Annotated in this window: 19 protein-coding genes and 1 pseudogene; 6 read left to right on the forward strand and 14 right to left on the reverse strand. The window is 43.8% G+C overall.

Annotation, left to right across the window (positions count from 1 at the left end; all coding sequences use genetic code 11):
* Positions 1-4 precede the first annotated feature (4 nt).
* Both Len3610_RS12585 and Len3610_RS12590 read right to left on the reverse strand, forming a co-directional pair.
* Complete coding sequence (locus Len3610_RS12585; RefSeq protein WP_303699671.1) at positions 5-706, reverse strand: CpsD/CapB family tyrosine-protein kinase; 702 nt, start codon at positions 704-706, stop codon at positions 5-7.
* Positions 675-1448, reverse strand: coding sequence for a YveK family protein (locus Len3610_RS12590; protein ID WP_176448256.1), 774 nt, complete (start codon positions 1446-1448; stop codon positions 675-677). The genes Len3610_RS12585 and Len3610_RS12590 overlap by 32 nt, the downstream gene beginning before the upstream one ends.
* 627 nt (positions 1449-2075) lie before the next feature.
* Here Len3610_RS12590 and Len3610_RS12595 point away from each other — a divergent pair.
* From Len3610_RS12595 to Len3610_RS12605, 3 genes are all read left to right on the forward strand, one after another.
* Complete coding sequence (locus tag Len3610_RS12595) at positions 2076-3179, forward strand: LysM peptidoglycan-binding domain-containing protein (RefSeq protein ID WP_176448257.1); 1104 nt, start codon at positions 2076-2078, stop codon at positions 3177-3179.
* A 90-nt stretch (positions 3180-3269) separates the two neighbouring features.
* Positions 3270-3689 carry a hypothetical protein gene (locus tag Len3610_RS12600; protein WP_176448258.1) on the forward strand — a complete coding sequence of 140 codons (420 nt, stop codon included), beginning with the start codon at positions 3270-3272 and terminating at the stop codon, positions 3687-3689.
* A 91-nt stretch (positions 3690-3780) separates the two neighbouring features.
* Positions 3781-3972, forward strand: coding sequence for a hypothetical protein (locus tag Len3610_RS12605; RefSeq protein WP_176448259.1), 192 nt, complete (start codon positions 3781-3783; stop codon positions 3970-3972).
* Positions 3973-4251: 279 nt separating this feature from the next.
* On the opposite strand, the gene Len3610_RS12610 is transcribed toward Len3610_RS12605, so the two are convergent.
* From Len3610_RS12610 to Len3610_RS12645, 8 genes are all read right to left on the reverse strand, one after another.
* Positions 4252-4695, reverse strand: coding sequence for a YrhA family protein (locus tag Len3610_RS12610; RefSeq protein WP_176448260.1), 444 nt, complete (start codon positions 4693-4695; stop codon positions 4252-4254).
* Positions 4696-4709: 14 nt separating this feature from the next.
* Positions 4710-4937 (reverse strand): HNH endonuclease, encoded by a 228-nt coding sequence (locus tag Len3610_RS21020; RefSeq protein ID WP_255259597.1) that lies wholly within the window; start codon positions 4935-4937, stop codon positions 4710-4712.
* A gap of 12 nt (positions 4938-4949) precedes the next feature.
* Positions 4950-5282, reverse strand: coding sequence for a hypothetical protein (locus Len3610_RS21025; RefSeq protein ID WP_255259598.1), 333 nt, complete (start codon positions 5280-5282; stop codon positions 4950-4952).
* A gap of 88 nt (positions 5283-5370) precedes the next feature.
* On the reverse strand, positions 5371-5940 hold the full coding sequence (locus Len3610_RS12620; RefSeq protein ID WP_176448261.1) for a hypothetical protein: 570 nt from the start codon (positions 5938-5940) through the stop codon (positions 5371-5373).
* Positions 5941-6296: 356 nt separating this feature from the next.
* Entirely contained in the window at positions 6297-6725 is a 429-nt protein-coding gene (locus Len3610_RS12625) for an SMI1/KNR4 family protein (RefSeq protein WP_176448262.1), read from the reverse strand.
* 1 nt (position 6726) lies between these two features.
* The gene (locus Len3610_RS21030) at positions 6727-8835 is read right to left on the reverse strand and encodes a ribonuclease YeeF family protein (RefSeq protein WP_255259903.1); all 2109 of its coding nucleotides are present in this window, start codon (positions 8833-8835) and stop codon (positions 6727-6729) included.
* 31 nt (positions 8836-8866) lie between these two features.
* Positions 8867-9148: a DUF5344 family protein gene (locus Len3610_RS12640; RefSeq protein ID WP_176448263.1), complete on the reverse strand. Its 282-nt coding sequence runs from the start codon at positions 9146-9148 to the stop codon at positions 8867-8869.
* A complete protein-coding gene (locus tag Len3610_RS12645) occupies positions 9141-9569 on the reverse strand; it encodes a YwqH-like family protein (RefSeq protein ID WP_176448264.1) in 429 nt (142 codons plus the stop codon). The genes Len3610_RS12640 and Len3610_RS12645 overlap by 8 nt, the downstream gene beginning before the upstream one ends.
* Positions 9570-9859: 290 nt before the next feature.
* Here Len3610_RS12645 and Len3610_RS12650 point away from each other — a divergent pair, with 290 nt between their 5' ends.
* Positions 9860-10990 carry a Fic family protein gene (locus Len3610_RS12650; protein ID WP_176448265.1) on the forward strand — a complete coding sequence of 377 codons (1131 nt, stop codon included), beginning with the start codon at positions 9860-9862 and terminating at the stop codon, positions 10988-10990.
* Positions 10991-11079: 89 nt separating this feature from the next.
* On the opposite strand, the pseudogene Len3610_RS12655 reads toward Len3610_RS12650, so the two are convergent.
* Positions 11080-11786: pseudogene (locus Len3610_RS12655) on the reverse strand (plasmid pRiA4b ORF-3 family protein).
* A 404-nt stretch (positions 11787-12190) separates the two neighbouring features.
* Positions 12191-13141: a nuclease-related domain-containing protein gene (locus tag Len3610_RS12660; RefSeq protein WP_176448266.1), complete on the reverse strand. Its 951-nt coding sequence runs from the start codon at positions 13139-13141 to the stop codon at positions 12191-12193.
* Between the two features lie 577 nt (positions 13142-13718).
* Here Len3610_RS12660 and Len3610_RS12665 point away from each other — a divergent pair.
* Positions 13719-14438: a DUF6904 family protein gene (locus Len3610_RS12665; protein WP_176448267.1), complete on the forward strand. Its 720-nt coding sequence runs from the start codon at positions 13719-13721 to the stop codon at positions 14436-14438.
* Between the two features lie 79 nt (positions 14439-14517).
* Positions 14518-15030 carry a YbaK/EbsC family protein gene (locus tag Len3610_RS12670; RefSeq protein WP_176448268.1) on the forward strand — a complete coding sequence of 171 codons (513 nt, stop codon included), beginning with the start codon at positions 14518-14520 and terminating at the stop codon, positions 15028-15030.
* 113 nt (positions 15031-15143) lie between these two features.
* On the opposite strand, the gene Len3610_RS12675 is transcribed toward Len3610_RS12670, so the two are convergent.
* Both Len3610_RS12675 and Len3610_RS12680 read right to left on the reverse strand, forming a co-directional pair.
* Complete coding sequence (locus tag Len3610_RS12675) at positions 15144-16286, reverse strand: mannitol-1-phosphate 5-dehydrogenase (RefSeq protein ID WP_176448269.1); 1143 nt, start codon at positions 16284-16286, stop codon at positions 15144-15146.
* The gene (locus Len3610_RS12680; protein ID WP_176448270.1) at positions 16287-16721 is read right to left on the reverse strand and encodes a PTS mannitol transporter subunit IIA; all 435 of its coding nucleotides are present in this window, start codon (positions 16719-16721) and stop codon (positions 16287-16289) included.
* Between the last annotated feature and the right edge of the window lie 3 nt (positions 16722-16724).

The raw sequence follows: 16724 nt of genomic DNA on the forward strand, positions 1-16724 counted from the left end.
TTGTTTACGTGCCGTAGTAATAATAATAGTTGGCTTTCTTTTTCTCGACACCGTTCAGGACAGTCCCGAGAAATTTCGCTGTTGATGATTGCAGGACATCAATCGATTTCTCGGCCGATTCATATTCCGTCTGCTTGCTGCGGACGATGAGCATTGACCCATCACATAGATTCGCCAATATTTGCGCATCCGTAACAGCGAGGACCGGCGGCGTATCAAACAGGATGATATCATACGCCATTTTCGCTTCCTTGATGAATTGTTCCATTCGTCTGGAGCCAAGCAGCTCGGATGGATTTGGCGGAATCGGGCCGCATGCAATAACATCAAGATTTTCGACATCCGAGTATGTGACTGTATCCTGAAGTGAAGCATCACCGACAAGGATATTGCTTAACCCGCTCAGGTTATCCAGTCTGAACGTATAATGAACAGTCGGTTTACGCATATCGGAATCGACGAGCAGTACTTTCTTGCCTTGCTGGGCGTAAACGACAGCAAGGTTTGCCGCACTGGATGACTTCCCTTCCGACGGGCCGGATGAGGTAACCATAAGGCTTTTGAGCTCATGGTCTGCCGATGAAAACTGTAAATTGGTGCGCACCGTACGAAATTGTTCAGCAATCGGTGATCTCGGATTCATTTTCGTAATTAGATGCCTGATTTTGCTGTTTTTAGATTGATTTTTTTTGCGATTGCGCGCCACTGTAACCACCCCGTTTCATTCTGTTTGCGGCCGACTGAACCTCATCCGAGCGGACGTCTGAGTCATCAATATGGCTGATAACCCCTAATACAGGTACACCCAGTTTGTCTTCAACGTCGGATTCTGTTTTGATCGTGTTGTCCAGATACTCAATCAGGAATGCCAGACCAACACCAAGCATGCCGCCAAGCACGATGGCAATCGCGATGTTCAGAAGTGGCTGCGGGCTCACCGGTGATGGATTGGGTGATAGTTCCGCTGCGGACAAGATGCTGACATTATCGACGTTCATAATGTCCGGAATCTCTGATTGAAACGTTGTCACCGTTGTATTCGCGATGTCACGGGCCAGGTTCGGATCCGGATCTGTTGCGGTAACGGTAACAACCTGGGAATTCTCGGCGCTCTCCACGGTGATTTTATCTGAAAGCTGAGACGTGTTGAGATTCAGGTTGAGTTCCTCGACGACATTTTCCAGAATGGCCGGGCTTTGGATAATGACATTATATGTATTGATCAGTTCCACATTCGTCTGGACATTCAATTCATTCGATGTCATTTCCGAATCCTGCTGTTCGCCCTGATTAACTAAGAATTGCGAACTTGACTCATACTGCGGGGTAATAAAGAAAAATGTTATGATTGCGCTGATTAATGCTGTTCCCACAATGAATGAGATAATCAGAAGCATGCGTTTTTTCAGAACCTCAAATATCTCTTTGAGGGATATTGTCTCTTCCATTCTAGTACCTCCATTGATGCTTTATGCAGTTTAAATAGATGCGTTAGTTCGACATTACAATCGGCATTATAACATAGATTCGGTATTTGTGATGATTTTTTAGGAAATTATTTTTTGGGTGGGGTGTGTGGGGGCGATTTTTTCTTTCTTGCGTCCATGTTTGGAGTTTCGCACTCATGTTGGCGGAGTTCTCGCCCATGTTTGGGGGTTTGCGCCCATATTTGCGATTTCTCGCCCATTTTTTGGATTTCCAGCCCATGTTTCGGTTTTCCGGCCCATATTTGTGGTTTCGCGCCCATATTTCGGATTTCCAGCCCATGTTTGGGGTTTTCTCGCCCATATTTCGGATTTCCAGCCCATGTTTTGGTTTTCCGGCCCATGTTTGGGATTTTCCGCCCATGTTGGCGGAGTTCCCGCCCATGTAGCAGCGGTGAGGAACATATTTCCGCGTTCGGGGACATGATTTCAAACTCATGTGTGATGAAATAACAGCCGCCCAGCAAAATCTTCCGCACAATATTACAGACAGGTTACAAGTAGATTACAAAACTATCAGACATCTATTAATCTCGACATTTTTCTTGTATAATGGTAAATATTTCATCACGATTATGGAGGGATCTTGCATTGGCGAATAAGAAAATTTTTATGTCGGTAACCGCAAGTGCTGCCATCGCTGCAGCAATAGTTGGAGCAGATGATGCAGAAGCAGCTTCATACAAAGTTAAGAGCGGTGACTCACTATGGAAGATCGCACAGCAGTATGATACAAGTGTCGGCCAGTTGAAATCGTTGAATGACTTATCAGGGGACATTATTTATCCGAATCAAGTATTGGAAACGTCGGGATCAAGCAGCTCATCCGATTCTTCAAACAGCGGCAGTTCCGGAAGTTCCAGTGGACAGGCATCTACATACAGCGTGAAAAGCGGAGATACATTAAGCGGAATTGCTGCCAGGCATAATACGACCGTGTCTGATTTAATGGATTGGAATAATCTTGATTCGACACTCATTCACCCGGGAGACGAGTTTGTCGTGTCGAAAAGCGGATCCGGCAATGGCGGGTCGAGTTCGGGTAATTCGGATTCGGGCAGTAGCGACTCGAGCTCAGGCGGCAGCGGAAATACAGGATCCTCTGAAGTTTACACCGTCCAATCCGGTGATACCTTATCAGGCATTGCCAGCCAAAAAGGCGTGTCCGTCAGCCAACTGAAAAACTGGAATAATCTATCATCTAATTTAATCTTGATCGGTCAGAAATTGAACATCGGCTCGGAAGCTTCATCCGGATCAGGTTCATCAGGTTCGGATTCAGGGAACACGAACTCAGGGAACAGTGGATCGGCTGATGTGGGCTACGATGTCGATGAATTGATCAGTGTTGCCAAAAGTCAGCAAGGCGTCAGTTATCAATGGGGCGGCAATACCCCGAGCACTGGGTTTGATTGCAGCGGCTTCATCTATTATACGTTCAACAAAGCCGGCAAAGACATCAGCCGTATGTCGAGTGCAGCTTATTACAACCGCGCCCAATACGTGAACAACCCGCAAGTCGGCGATCTCGTATTCTTTGATAATACGTATGCAGGCGCAAATGGTATCTCGCATATGGGCATCTATCTCGGCGGCGGTGACTTCATCCATGCCGGGTCGAGCGGTGTGACGATTTCGAATGTGAACAGTTCTTACTGGAGTCAGTATTTTGAAGGGTATAAGCGGTTTTATTAATATGGTGGCTCTCGGCGCGTGCCGGGAGCTTTCGTTTAAGGTGGAGTTTTTCGGCTGAAGTTGAAAATCAACAGCATGGATTGGTATATCATGCAGAAGTTGACGCTACTTTCGCACGAATTGAGGCTGTTCTCGCTCGAGTTTGTGGCGCTCCCGCACGAGTTGAAGCCTTCCTTGCACGAGTTTGAGCTGCTCTCGCACGAGTACAAGCTGTTCTCGCACGAGTTCGAGCCGTCCTCGCACGAGTACAAGCTGCTCTCGCACGAGTTCAAGCCGTCCTCGCACGAGTACAAGCTGCTCTCGCACGAGTTCGAGCCGTCCTCGCACGAGTACAAGCTGTTCTCGCACGAGTTCGAGCCGTCCTCGCACGAGTACAAGCTGCTCTCGCACGAGTTCGAGCCGTCCTCGCACGAGTACAAGCTGTTCTCGCACGGGTCGGAACTTCCCTTGACCGCTCGAAAGTCACTTCATATTGAAGATTTTTGGCAAAAGCCAAAAATCACCCACTAAAACAAAGGAAGTAACAACATATTGTCTTTTGCTGAAAAATAAGTTTGACGAGAATCCAGCAGTCTTGATACTTTTGACTTCGGATGTTTGATTGTTTGTAAAAGTTCTTCTTTTTCCTCTTCAGTCTGGTATGGCAAGGGTAACAACCATTGCAGAAAATGCGGAAATTCAAGATATTGACGGTAACATTATCAATATGCTTCTGATGATTTACATTCTAGCTGTTAAGGAACCTGGTAAAAATGAAGGTGGTGTTGAAGGTGTCAACCAAAGAGAACAGTAGAAAAGCTCTTGTTCGAAGTGACGAACCACCAAGAAGGCGTCTAAACCTGCCAATTGCTCACGTAGGAGAAAACCATAGTCAACGAAAATTGCGGGAAGAAAATAGAAAGATTTTAGGAAAAAGAAGAAGAAGTTACAGATTTCGTAAAAAAGAGGGTATCCAATAGGGGTACTCTCTTTTAATAATTAATAATTGAGGGGGTCTGTCCCTCATTGCTCTAATACGTTAATGCGATGAGGGACAGACCCCCATTATGCTTTCATGAATATTGTTTGTCAGTCATATAACTGCTTCAAGCGCATCGGTTATCATTGTACCAAAGTCTTCAAATGATTCTATGAATGTCCCTGACGGCTTATCAAGTTCTACATACAACTTCTCATCCAAATCATAGCAATACCAAGCAACATCTGAATCCCCAAAAAACACATATTTTCTTTGCCACTCATTTTCATGCCAAAGTTCATTGGTCTCAATAAAGCCATGAATTTCTTCTTCTATTTCCTTATCTAAAAAAGCTTTATCAATTCCATAAATTACTAATCCATTAAAGTCTAATCCATTAACAGTTTTTAAAAAACTTATATATTGAATAGGCAATATAGTTTTATTTTTATCTTTCATTCTTTCAATTTCCTCATCAGATACCGGATCTCTTAGTGAACTTCCATATTTATTTTCAATTTTTTCAATCTCTGCTAATAAGTCTTTAAAATGACCCATACTCTTCTCCTTTCTTAAAATGGCTCTGGAGGATAAACCTCGTCCTCTAATATTGGCCAATTTATCTTTTTAGTTTCACCAGGAGATAAATTCCTTGTGAGCGAATTTTGTTCATTGGTTATAGCTTTATGATAAGGATCATTTTTTATTAAAACCAAGTTAGAAAAATCATTTGTTCCTCCATCATCTAAAGGAAGATTATGGTGTACTTGCCATCCTTTTGGATTTAATCCATCCTTCATTCTTGCGATGTCCTAGTCATTTAACCCAGCCTTTCTAAGGTATTGAACTCTTGACTGGTCATTTGCAAATTCTTTAAGATATCTCTTCCTAACAGAATGATTGAATTTCTTTCTTAGTCTAGCAGTTTCTACTGGAGACCTTTTGGTGTATAAAATTTCCTCTATTTTAACACCTGTTAAATCAATTTTATTTCCTTTTAATGTTCCCTCAAAATAATTTTTTTCCGTGCTTTTATCTTTACTAAAACCACTACTTTCAATCCGATTTCCAGAATCACGCTTCTTCACCGCAAAATGGTAACCGCCCATACTATCCTGCACAAGCCCCATTTCAGGAACATTCACACGGTACCATTCTCTTTATGTTCGTGGAGGGTTGGTAGTTTCGTGTCTTTCGAGGGTTGCTTGGGCTGCAGACACGGTGCTCTTTTGATCAGGCGATGTTACTTTCGAATTGGTTTTTTAGGCATCCCGGTTTATTTTTGGTGCACGAAAACACCTCTCGCGCCAACGGCCTGTAAAAAATAAACCGAAGCTTTGACGTCCAATGCTCTTTTTGAAAAGCCCTCATCCCGGATTTCACGGCGTCATTTACCATATCCAACAGCGCCGCCATTGGTGAGCCAGTTGGCAAAATCAGATGGGAGTTCAGCATATTTTCGGCATTATACTGTAAATCCGCTTGCGTATTTTTCGCCATATCAAATGCGCCAAGCGTCAGATAGTTACCAAAATCATACCATGAAATCTGTTGCTTTTTGACCTCTTTCTCAAGGCCGCTCCATAGATCCAATCCAATTTCCTTGAATGCTCCAACAGACTTTTGAAACGCATTTTTTTCCTCTTCCTCAGGCTTCAACCGGCTCTCCGAAATCTCAGAGACGAATTTGTAATTCACATTCCCCTCGTTATCCATAAATTCTCGGATAATCCGGCCATCCATCAGCGTGTGGTAGTTGCCATACCATTCATTCTTATAATCAGAAACTTTTTCAGTGTTCACAACCTGCCCTTTGACGGTCGCAAATTCCTGCTCGCTGATATTGCTGCCGACAGCTGCTGTGACAACGTTTTAGGCTCTAAAACTGTATTCCGCAATTTTCATTTCAAACTTTTTCACTATGGATTAACACAATTTTCCAAGTGTGAAACGGTAGTTCTTGATCTAAGGACTTTAAAAAGTTAAAACCTTGAAAAGCTTTGTACCTTTCAAGGTTTTATTTAATAGCTTTATGGTATAGCAATTTTTTTCTGAGCATTGTAGACATTATCCATCTGGATAGTAGTGAAATCTAGATTTTCAACTCCCAATCAAAACTCTATCAACCTTCTTACCAAAATCCTTTATTTTATTAGCAATTAACAATTGAAATAGTCCCTTAGAAAATCAAAGAACGTCCGCCAAGTTTCTTCTAATTCTTCTTTCAAAAGCAACTCGTCTTCACCTTCAAAATTAACCGTATACACTTTGTCTGTTTTAGTATCAAGGACAAGTACTGCATTTGCTGACATTGAACTTAAAACCAAGAACTTATTAGGGAATCCATGTTCATTTCGAGAAATTTGTGTAGAAGACTCAATATTGTTGACGTCCTCTACAATATCCAGTAATTCAAAAGGAATATGTTCTTCCCAGAAAGGACCTTCATAAAGTTGATAAAATTCTTCGAAGGTGTCTGATACTGCCACATTCAATCTTGCTAAAGAATTCGTTACTGCAATTTTATCTTCTCGTTTATATATATCTTCTCCTATTACTTCATTCAGTTTATCAGGTAAATTGCTCATTTTATTTTCCTCCCAGTTCTCTATTTCCTCGAATTTTCCAATATTTAATAGAGTCTATTTTTTGAAATGCCCCTCTAGTCGTTTCATCCATTGGGGAATATGGATTTAATTTTCCTTTATAAGGATGTAAAGGAGGCCTTTTAGCATTACTGATATTATGATACCTAGTCGAAGCTTCAAATAATGGTCCCATACCCTTTTGTTGGGAATGATGTAAAGTGGCAATATTACCCAAATCATCAAGAATAGGAGCAAGACCGTACTTTGAGGAAGCTTCTGCATTTGTTAGACCCCGACCTTTTTTAGCTCCACTTGTTCGAACTAAACTCCAATCGATATCTCCCCTTTGATAAACTTTATAAGTAAATCCCGTTCCGTCAATGCCTGCATTATACTCTACACTTTTCGTAAAGTATTTATTGTTTTTATAATCCTTAAGATGCTTATAAGTTTGATAGTCAGTGAGTTTACTTGAACCACCACTCTCAACCCGATTCCCCCCATCACCCTTCTTCACCGCAAAATGATAACCACCCATACTATCCTGCACAAGCCCCATTTCAGGAACGTTCACACGGTACCATTCTCTTATATTCGTTAGGGTTGGTAGTTTCCGTGTCGCCGAGGTTGCTTGGGCTGCAGACACGGTGCTCTTTTGATCAGGCGATGTTACTTTCGAATTGGTTTTAGGCATCCCAGCATTTTTTGGGGCACTGATACCTCTCGCGCCAACGCCTGTTAAAAATAAACCGAAGCTTGACGTCCAATGCTCTTTTGAAAAGGCCTCATCCGGACTCACGGCGCCATTTACCATATCAACGCCGCCCATGGTCAGCCAATTGGCAAAATCAGATGGGGAGTTCAGCATATTTTCGGCATTATACTGTAATCCGCTGTGCGTATTTTTAGCCAAATCAAATGCGCCAAGCGTCAGGTAGTTACCAAAATCATACCATGAATCTGTTGCTTTTTGACCTCTTTCTTCAAGGCCGCTCCATATATCCAATCCAATTTCCTTGAATGCTCCTACAGACTTTTGAAACGCATTTTTTTCCTCTTCCTCAGGCTTCAACCGGCTCTCCGGGATCTCAGAGACGAATTTGTAATTCACATTCCCCTCGTTATCCATAAATTCTCGGATAATCCTACCGTCCATCAGCGTGTGGTAGTTGCCATACCATTCATTCTTATAATCGGACACTTTTTCAGTGTTCACGACCTGTCCTTTGACGGTTGCAAATTCCTGCTCACTGATATCGCTGCCGACAGATGCTGTCACAACGTTTAAGGCGCGGAAGCTGTACTCAGTGGTCCTCATCTCAAACTTTTCCGCCAGCTTGTTTATCCAAGCACCGGAATACGGAACATACCGTGAAAGGAGGTTTGCGGCCCCTTTGCCTATAAGCACATCCAGGGACAACATATTTTGTACCGCTTTGCCCCGCACGCCGGAAATCAATGCCTGATGGAAATCGTGCTGGGACAGTTGCTGAACGGAATAATTTCCAATGCTGATGTCGCCGCTGGAAACCATTCCGCCAAGTTTATTGATATAGGTTTGCATTAAATCCAAATCATTCTGGGGTTTATCCAGCGCTCTGGTGCTTTCGGAATCAAATGTATATAATTTTTCCAGTGTATGGTCTGTCTTTTTTCGTGCCTGCTGCGAGCGATCGAGAAAGTCACTGTCATCCACAGAAGGTAATGGGACAATATCCCTGACAGCGGAAATCACATGGTTTGCCTCATCGGTTAAAGTCATTGTAACATTTTCTGCATTTTTCAATCCCTGTTTGACATCTTCCTGCAAAAAAGATTCGCGGATATAGCCCTGCTCATCAGACTCCAATGAGGCAAGTGAATTTTTGATCTTGGCCAGGGCATCCTGAAAATCCCTGATGAATCCTTCCATAAATACGAGGAATGGCATATGGCTTTCCTGGTAAAAAGCCCGAATGGAATTTGCTGCTTTTCCTTTAAAAGCATCCTCCATCGCGACAAACCCATCTAGCTTTGTCTGGATTTTTTTGATCTGCTCCTTCAGCCTGGTTAAATCTGTTGTCGTTTGGTCAATTTCATTATGTAGCTGCTGTACATCTAAAACCTTTATAGCGTTTCACCCCTTTCCAATAACCTTACCCTTATTTCAATACTTGGAAAGAAGAGGCCACCGTTTCATCCGTTTCCTTCAGTCTTTCAACCACAAGATTTGCCGATTCCGTGTTTTCCCGAAGTACTGTTTGGTAGGATGAGTTTATATTCTCTAACTGTTGTTTCATCTGCTGAAGCTTATCCGTCACTTCCATTGAGCTGTCCCCTGAAGCATGCTTGGAGAAAGCGTTCTCCATTGCCTCGACCGCGTTTTTTAATTCACTCAGTGATTGTTGGACGGTTGAATCGTTAAGTTTGATTTCTTCACTCATTATTCAGCAGCTCCTTTCTCCTTTGGTCATGTAAATCATTCAGCCTTGATTGCTGGGATGATCGATTATTCTCCAACGAAATTATTTCCTGTTTGATTTGCTCGATTTCTGATTCCACTCGGGAAATAACCGTCTGCAAATCTCTCTCTTCAATAGATTGATAGCTTCCCTGTAATTCCTTTTGTTTGAACCCCTCAAAATCGTTTGCCATACTTCCGCTCCATGTATTTTTAGACAGGGATGGATCCAGACAGACACCCTTGTTGTGGCGGAATTCATCACTGCAATCCAACAACTGTGAGAATGCCTTTTTCAGCCTGACCAAATCCTCCTGTTTCCGCTGCAATTCGGCATTTATCGAATTTATTGCCCACTGCACGCCGGATATTTGCGAATCAAGTTGGAAGACAGCATTTGCCAAACGTTTCACCCCACTACAATAATTTCTTTTGGATTAAGCCGTTTTTCTTAGTTACCTATTATTGTAAAATAATTAGAAACTTTTACTAAGGGGATAAAAGGACTATTTATAATTTCTTAAATAATTCTTTATACCTGTTTTGTGTTTGGGGGGGTCTGTCCCCCATCGCTTTAACGCGTTAACGCAGCGGGGGACAGACCCCCCCTTTTAACTCAATTTCTTATAATTTTTGCGTCAATAGTCAATATTATATATAATTAAGTAAATATATTGGCAAGGGATGTTTTTATATGGGAATAAAAGGGTTGATGCCGCTCCCAATCGGGGTTAAGACAGAAGAAGCTTTAAAGATAATGGAGATCCTTTCAGGAGTGAACAATAAACTGGGCCGCCTGGAGGAAAAATTTAATCATTCAGTGGTCAGTGAAGCATTGGTGCAAATCCTTTCGTTAAGTGAATCGGTTGAATCGACAAGGATTGAAGGGACACAGGTAACATTTACAGACATGGTGGAAGAGCAAAATGATAAAAACAAGCGTTGGGAAATTAAAGAGGTCAGTAATTATCAGAAAGCACTATATGAAGGTTATGAAAGAATTCGAATGGGTTATCCCATTACGTCAAGATTAATAAAGGAATTGCATGATATATTAATGGAAGGCGGACGTGGTTCTGCGCAAGGCTCAGGCAGCTACCGGAAAAGCCAGAACTTTATTGGCCCCACTAACAAAATTGAGGATGCCAGCTATATCCCCGTTTCTGCCGATAAGATCGATGCGTATATGCAGAACCTTGAATATTATATTAATCATCATCCCTATCATAAAGCGTTGCCGACGGACCATATAAAGGAAACGGAATATATTTTCAATGAGGATGCAGACCCGCTTATAAAAACTGCCATAATCCATGCGCAATTTGAATCGATCCATCCATTTTTAGATGGAAATGGCCGGCTTGGCCGCATTTTAATTGTTCTATCTTTAATCCAATCAAACGTGATCACAAAACCGATTTTCTTTGTCAGCGAGGAACTGGAAAAAGAACGGCCGAGGTATTACGATATGTTAAATGGCGTTAGAGGGGACAATCCTCAGTGGGGCGATTGGCTATTATTTTTCTTAAAAGCCTGTGACCGGATGGCCAACCGTATCAATGATAAACTGGAGGCCGCAGAGCAACTGGCTGAACAAGGACTTGCTCGATGTGAGACAGAATCAGAGAAAAACGTGTGGATCTACACGTTTTCAACCCCTTTTACAAACGCGGTGAATGCTGCCGGCAAGATTGGTGTTGCGCCAAACACTGCCCGGAATGCATTGAATTCTTTAGTGCGGAAAGATATGCTGTTCACGGAGAGAGAAGTCAAACGAAATAGAAAGTATCGAAATTATGACCTTATGCGGATATTGCGATATTAGTGTTGGGGGGGTCTGTCCCCCACTGCGTTAACGCGTTAAAGCGATGAGGGACAGACCCCCTCAGGGTTTATTTTTCAAGAAATCCTTAATCATTTATCTATCTGATCCCACTCTGTTTTCTTATAATGTATATCCTTAAGCATGTCATTTATAAAATCCGGATTATATTCCCTGAACAATTGGTCCTCGGCCCATTCTTTCATATCTGCGTGTTCCGGGTGATTTGTGTCATGATAGATGTTTAAAAACGCATAATAACCCGCAGACCACCCACATCTTCCGGCGGCGCTGTTTCAGCACCATCTATCAGCGTTGGGTAGCCGTAATGGTAATCTTCTATAGTCTTCTCCAGCGTAATGAGAAAATACCAACCATCGCCATAATCATAAATGTAGTTGATTTCGCCATATTTTTCTAAGTACGTATCAATTTTGATACCGGTTTGCTTGCGAATGACTGTTTGCAAATTCCGCAGCCGGGCCTCTTGAATTTCTGCATATTCAGGTGGAACATTCCGCATTTTGGCCTCAATTTCTTTCCGGTTTTTCTTAAAATGCTGGTGCTCTTGATACGCCTCTTCATCATTGGTCACTCTCATATTCTCATCCGGTAAATCAAATTCAAACAGGTGGTATGAGCCGGGATAACCGCCCTGAAAATTCGTTACGTTCTGTATCACATCATGCAGCCTGTTAAATGTCGCCCCGGCCGGCATGACGACTCTGCGCCAGATTAAGGGTTCAGAATCGGTTAATTCAATTTTGATTTGGTAAGCTTTCATGTAATCAACTCCCATTGCGATTCAAGTATATTTTCTATTATAGGACAAACGCATTTAATTGGCATCCCGTATGAAATGGAATGTGGATTTCTTGTACTTCTATACTGTCACCGTTGGCGAGAGGTTGCACGAGTTACGGTGGTTCTCGCACGAGTCGGAGCGCTTCCTGCACGAGTTGAGGACGCTTTCGCTCGAGTTCGAGATGTTCTCGCACGAGTTACGGCGGTTCTCGCTCGAGTTGGAGCACTTTCTGCACGAGTCTCAGCGCCTCCCGCACGAATTTCAGCTAATCGCTCCGCAAGTTAGTGAATCGCTCGCCCATTCAAATGGATGATTTTTGGCTTTAGCCAAAAATCCGCACTTAACAAGCTTAAAAGGAGAGGTTTTCGGCGGACGCCGAAAACCAGCCAAATGCCGAATTATGCTTTTTGCCAGCATCGATGTTCGTTATTATATACCAAGCCGCTTGTCTTGAGAATTCTTGTTGCTGTGCCACGATTGATACTGCCGAGGAACCACATACATGCCTTATTTGTAATCGAATCTTTCACCAGCAAAAAATAATCGTCTAAGGCTTTCAAGTGCGCATGTCGTGAAAAACAGTGGCATTTCCTGCAGTGCCAGCCGTTATAGACTCGCTCCATCCCCCGCCAACCACAATCAGGACAGATCACACCAGGCAATATGTCCGCTGGCCGTACACCATACTTCTTGAACAAATCAATATCAAATTCACTGCATTTGCTTAGAATGGTCTTGCCAATTTGATAGTCTGAGAGCTTCCGCGCACCCTTTTTGCCAAATTGACGATCTGCATTCAATATTCGCACGGGAAGTTCAGCGGCATGGACAACATAATTACTGATCTCCTCCTGGCTGCCTTCCACTTTTACAACGGTGGATGGATCAGCAATAGCGACGAAACTTTTGATTGGAATATGCCCTAAGTTGTGCTGATTGAGCCAATTTTGCAGATGGAAATTTTGATTATTGACCTGGGTTATGGGATATCCGAAGCCTGATTCGACCTTGCCGTCAGAGCGGGTAAGCTGCCGGAGGGTGGTGTTAAAGGTGATAGTGCCATTATAATTTTTGGAATCAATCAAGGAAATGGAATGGTTCGCGATCGCCAGGGAGTCCATTTGGAAGTTTTTGTTGTTCTCGCGGAGGTAAACATCGTGAAGAATGGTGTGAATCGGGGCGAGATTGTCGAGAAAATAGTCGATCTTCTTTTCACCGGAATAGCCTTGTTGGTGCTTTCTCGCATCCTCTTGCATTCTGCCAAGATTAGGGAACGTTGGTGAGAGTCGAGGGATGGCTGCATCGAGTTTTTGAAGTGGACGGGGTTTTGGGCGTTGTTTAAGGTTCATCGTTTTGCTCCTTTATATAATTTTTGGGGTTGTTATTAATATAGCATATTAGCAGGGGGAAGTGTATAGATTTTCGGCTGGGGACGAAAATCATCGTTCTTGGCGGGGGTGGTGGACTGTTGCTGCACGAGTTAGGAATGTTGTCGCACGCGTTGGGGGCTCTCGCACGAGCTAAGGTGGATGTCGCACGAGTTGACGGGACTCTCGCACGAGTTCGAAGGCTTCCTGCTCGAGTTGGGGCCGCTCTCGCTCGAGTTGAGGCGCTTCTCGCACGAGTTGCCGTGCCCCTTGCACGAGTCCGCGCCCCTCCAGCTCAAGTTTCAGCGCCTCCCGCACGCTACAGCGGGCATTTTAGAGCAATATTCCCTTCATGCCGACCAGTACAATCTTATAAATATTTTCCAGGAAGGTGAACTTGTCACATCTCCCGGCATCCCGTGCATATCATTCACGATGGCCGACATAATGGAGCGTATTCCGAGGTTGGATTTAAAGTTCACAAAAATCATACCACTTGCTGTCCCTTTTTTGATATAGTGAAACTTAACACAGTAACTTAATATCAGGAGCTGATCACGTGTTAAAAGCCGAACACACACCAAATTATGCAGGAATCACGCTTCACGGTGATGTTTACGATTTTGAACAATTATACGAAGCGATCCATGACATTGTGGGGGAGGAAGGCGAATATCCGCCCTATGAACAAGTGCGTCTCTATATCTTGAGTTTCTGCTATGATTTGCGGCATGCTTTCATGGGCGACAGAGAAAGTATATTCGTTGATAATGGCATGACGGAAGATATGATGACACTTTTGAACATGGTTGGTTCCACAAAAAACATCTATTTTTCATTTAACACACTGTATCCTCAGATGCTCTTTACCATCGCGGCATTAAATGATTTTATTGAACGACGGGAAAGAATCCTCAAACACCCGGCGCAGGATCGAACTATAACCACACTCAGGCAATTCCAGGCAGCAGTCACCCAATCTCTGGAAGAAACGCTCTCACAGCACGCATTCAAGATGATGCTGAACAATATGTTTCACTGGTTAGTCGATTTTGACAATTATTACGCCCAGTACATTGATCAGCTGAACATCCGTTTTCTCGAGTGGGATAAGGAAAAGCGCAAGAAAAATATTTCGATTATGGCCAAACGAATTGTTGAAAAAGGAAAAGAGTACCAGAACGTCAAGCAGGGGATCGATGAGGTCGCACGCGAAGCAAATGTTCCGGTCAGCGAAATCCGCTTTACGGGAGAATATCCGGATGAGATTGATTGGTGATGGCTCAGCTCTCTTTCAATTTATAATCAGAGGATGTTATGATGCTGCATAATACATATGAAGAAAGGATGCAATAAGGATGTCGTTAGAAAAAGTCAAATCCCATTTTAAACAATGGAATCGTGAGCAGGACATCATGGAATTTGAGACCCTGAGTGCCACAGTCGAACAGGCAGCTGAAACACTCGGTGTCATCCCGGCCCGAATTGCCAAAACGCTGTGCTTCAAGGCTGAAGAAGACAAAGCCATTCTAATTGTCGCGGCCGGTGATGCTAAAATCGATAATAAAAAATTCCGCAATGCTTTTCAATTCAAGGCACGCATGCTTTCCCCCGACGAAGTACTGAGACAAACAGGACATGCTGTCGGTGGCGTTTGCCCATTCGGATTGGCAAATGACCTGGATGTCTATTTGGACGTCTCAATGAAACGCTTTGATAGCGTGTTCCCGGCGTGCGGAAGTGAAAATTCAGCCATTGAATTAACGGGAGAGGAACTATTTAACTATTCATTCGCCAAACAATGGGTCGATGTTTGTAAAGGATGGCAGGAAGAGGAAATGGAAGAGGCTGTGGCGATTAATGATGATTAGGATTAGTGCATGAGGGGCGACGTGAGGGTAGTCGCATATGTGTGTGGTATGGGGGGGCTGTCCCCCACCGCTTTAACGCGTTAACGCAGCAGGGGACAGACCCCTCTTAACCTTCATTCTTTCAATTCTTTCATGACTGCCTCAATCAATGGATTGTCCGCCTTGAGTTCCGATACAGATTGAAGCGTTTTTTTATAGCCTTGTTCAGCAACCGTTTCCTGAAGTTTAACAGCCTCTTCATCATCTTCATGATAATATTGCAGTGCTGCCGCAATCGTTTTTGCCTGATATACTGGTGCTTTCCCGGTTAAGTCGAAGTAAAGACGGGCCGGGCGAATCAAGCGGTCGCGTGCGCCGAGTTTGCGGATCGTACCGCGGCCAACGCGGGTGACGTCATCCGAAATGTGCGGGTTCTTGAAGCGTTTAATGATTTTTTCAATATAGTCCTGGTGTTCTTCTCTGTCAAATCCATATGTCCGGATGAGCGCCTCGCCTGATTCCTGCAATGCGCCATCGATAATTTCCTGCACGCTCTTGTCCTGCATGGCTTCATAGATCGTGGCATATCCCATCGAATGGCCGATGTAGGCAGGGACCGCATGCCCGGTATTGACGGTGAACAGTTTCCGCTCGATATAGGGTTTCAAGTCATCAACATACGTAATGCCATCAATGGGTGGTTTTTCGCCTTTAATAGCGGTTTGTTCGACTACCCATTCATAGTAGGGCTCGACGGACACTTGCAGCATATCCGCATGTGACTGGTTGGGAACAATCCGGTCGACCGCTGCATCCGGGAATCCGAACATATCAGCGGAGGCGGTCTGTTCACTTTCAGTTAGATGCGCAAATACATTTTCTTTCAGCACGGTACTGCCGCCGACCATGTTTTCACAAGCGATGACGTTCAGAGGCTGCTTGCTGGTTTCCAGGCGTTTGCGGAGTCCTTTGGCAATCAGCTCTGCAATCATCGGCAAAATTTTCGGGCCGACCGCTGTCGTGACGACGTCTGCTTTCACAATGGCGCCAATGACATCATCCGGGTTGGTCACGCTGTTGATCCCCGAGACATTTTTGACGGTCAATGTGTCACTGTTTTCCGCAGCGAGCACGACATCGTATTGCTGGCGGTCATTGATTTCGCGGATGATCGTATCATTCACATCGACAAATGTTGTGTGATAGCCCGAATCATTCAATAAAGCGCCGATGAAGCCCCGGCCGATATTGCCGGCACCAAAATGTACAGCCTCCATTTAGTTCACCTCATCGAACAAATTAATGATGTCTTCCTCTGATGTCGCATCAACGATTTTCTGGATATTTTCTTCCTCGGAACAGACAATCGCGATTTTTGACAGCACATCCAGATGTTCACCTTCTTTTCCGGCGATACCGATCAATACTTTGACCGTGTTGCCGTCAAAATCAACGCCCTCAGGCACGGTGACAACGGAAAGTCCTGTCTCCTGAACCAAGTCTCTCGCATCTTCTGTGCCATGCGGAATCGCAACATAATTGCCCATAAACGTTGATGTCACTTCTTCGCGCTCCAGCATTTTATCAATATAGGCTTCCTGCACATAGCCGTTGTCAGCCAGGATTTTACCGGTGTAACGGACGGCTTCCTCTTTGCTGTTCAATGATTGATTCAAATGGATATTTTCTTTCGTTAAGATATCTTTTGCCATGAC

Source organism: Lentibacillus sp. CBA3610 (assembly GCF_013373365.1).
GTDB lineage: Bacteria > Bacillota > Bacilli > Bacillales > Amphibacillaceae > Lentibacillus.

Bases quoted from the DNA above. Each gene is read 5' to 3' on its own strand.
- Len3610_RS12590 (WP_176448256.1), bottom strand. From the start codon at position 1,448: ATGGAAGAGACAATATCCCTCAAAGAGATATTTGAGGTTCTGAAAAAA.
- Len3610_RS12600 (WP_176448258.1), top strand. From the start codon at position 3,270: ATGCAGAAGTTGACGCTACTTTCGCACGAATTGAGGCTGTTCTCGCTC.
- Len3610_RS12610 (WP_176448260.1), bottom strand. From the start codon at position 4,695: ATGGGTCATTTTAAAGACTTATTAGCAGAGATTGAAAAAATTGAAAAT.
- Len3610_RS21020 (WP_255259597.1), bottom strand. From the start codon at position 4,937: ATGAAGGATGGATTAAATCCAAAAGGATGGCAAGTACACCATAATCTT.
- Len3610_RS12625 (WP_176448262.1), bottom strand. From the start codon at position 6,725: ATGAGCAATTTACCTGATAAACTGAATGAAGTAATAGGAGAAGATATA.
- Len3610_RS12640 (WP_176448263.1), bottom strand. From the start codon at position 9,148: ATGAGTGAAGAAATCAAACTTAACGATTCAACCGTCCAACAATCACTG.
- Len3610_RS12650 (WP_176448265.1), top strand. From the start codon at position 9,860: ATGGGAATAAAAGGGTTGATGCCGCTCCCAATCGGGGTTAAGACAGAA.
- Len3610_RS12660 (WP_176448266.1), bottom strand. From the start codon at position 13,141: ATGAACCTTAAACAACGCCCAAAACCCCGTCCACTTCAAAAACTCGAT.
- Len3610_RS12670 (WP_176448268.1), top strand. From the start codon at position 14,518: ATGTCGTTAGAAAAAGTCAAATCCCATTTTAAACAATGGAATCGTGAG.
- Len3610_RS12675 (WP_176448269.1), bottom strand. From the start codon at position 16,286: ATGGAGGCTGTACATTTTGGTGCCGGCAATATCGGCCGGGGCTTCATC.
- Len3610_RS12680 (WP_176448270.1), bottom strand. From the start codon at position 16,721: ATGGCAAAAGATATCTTAACGAAAGAAAATATCCATTTGAATCAATCA.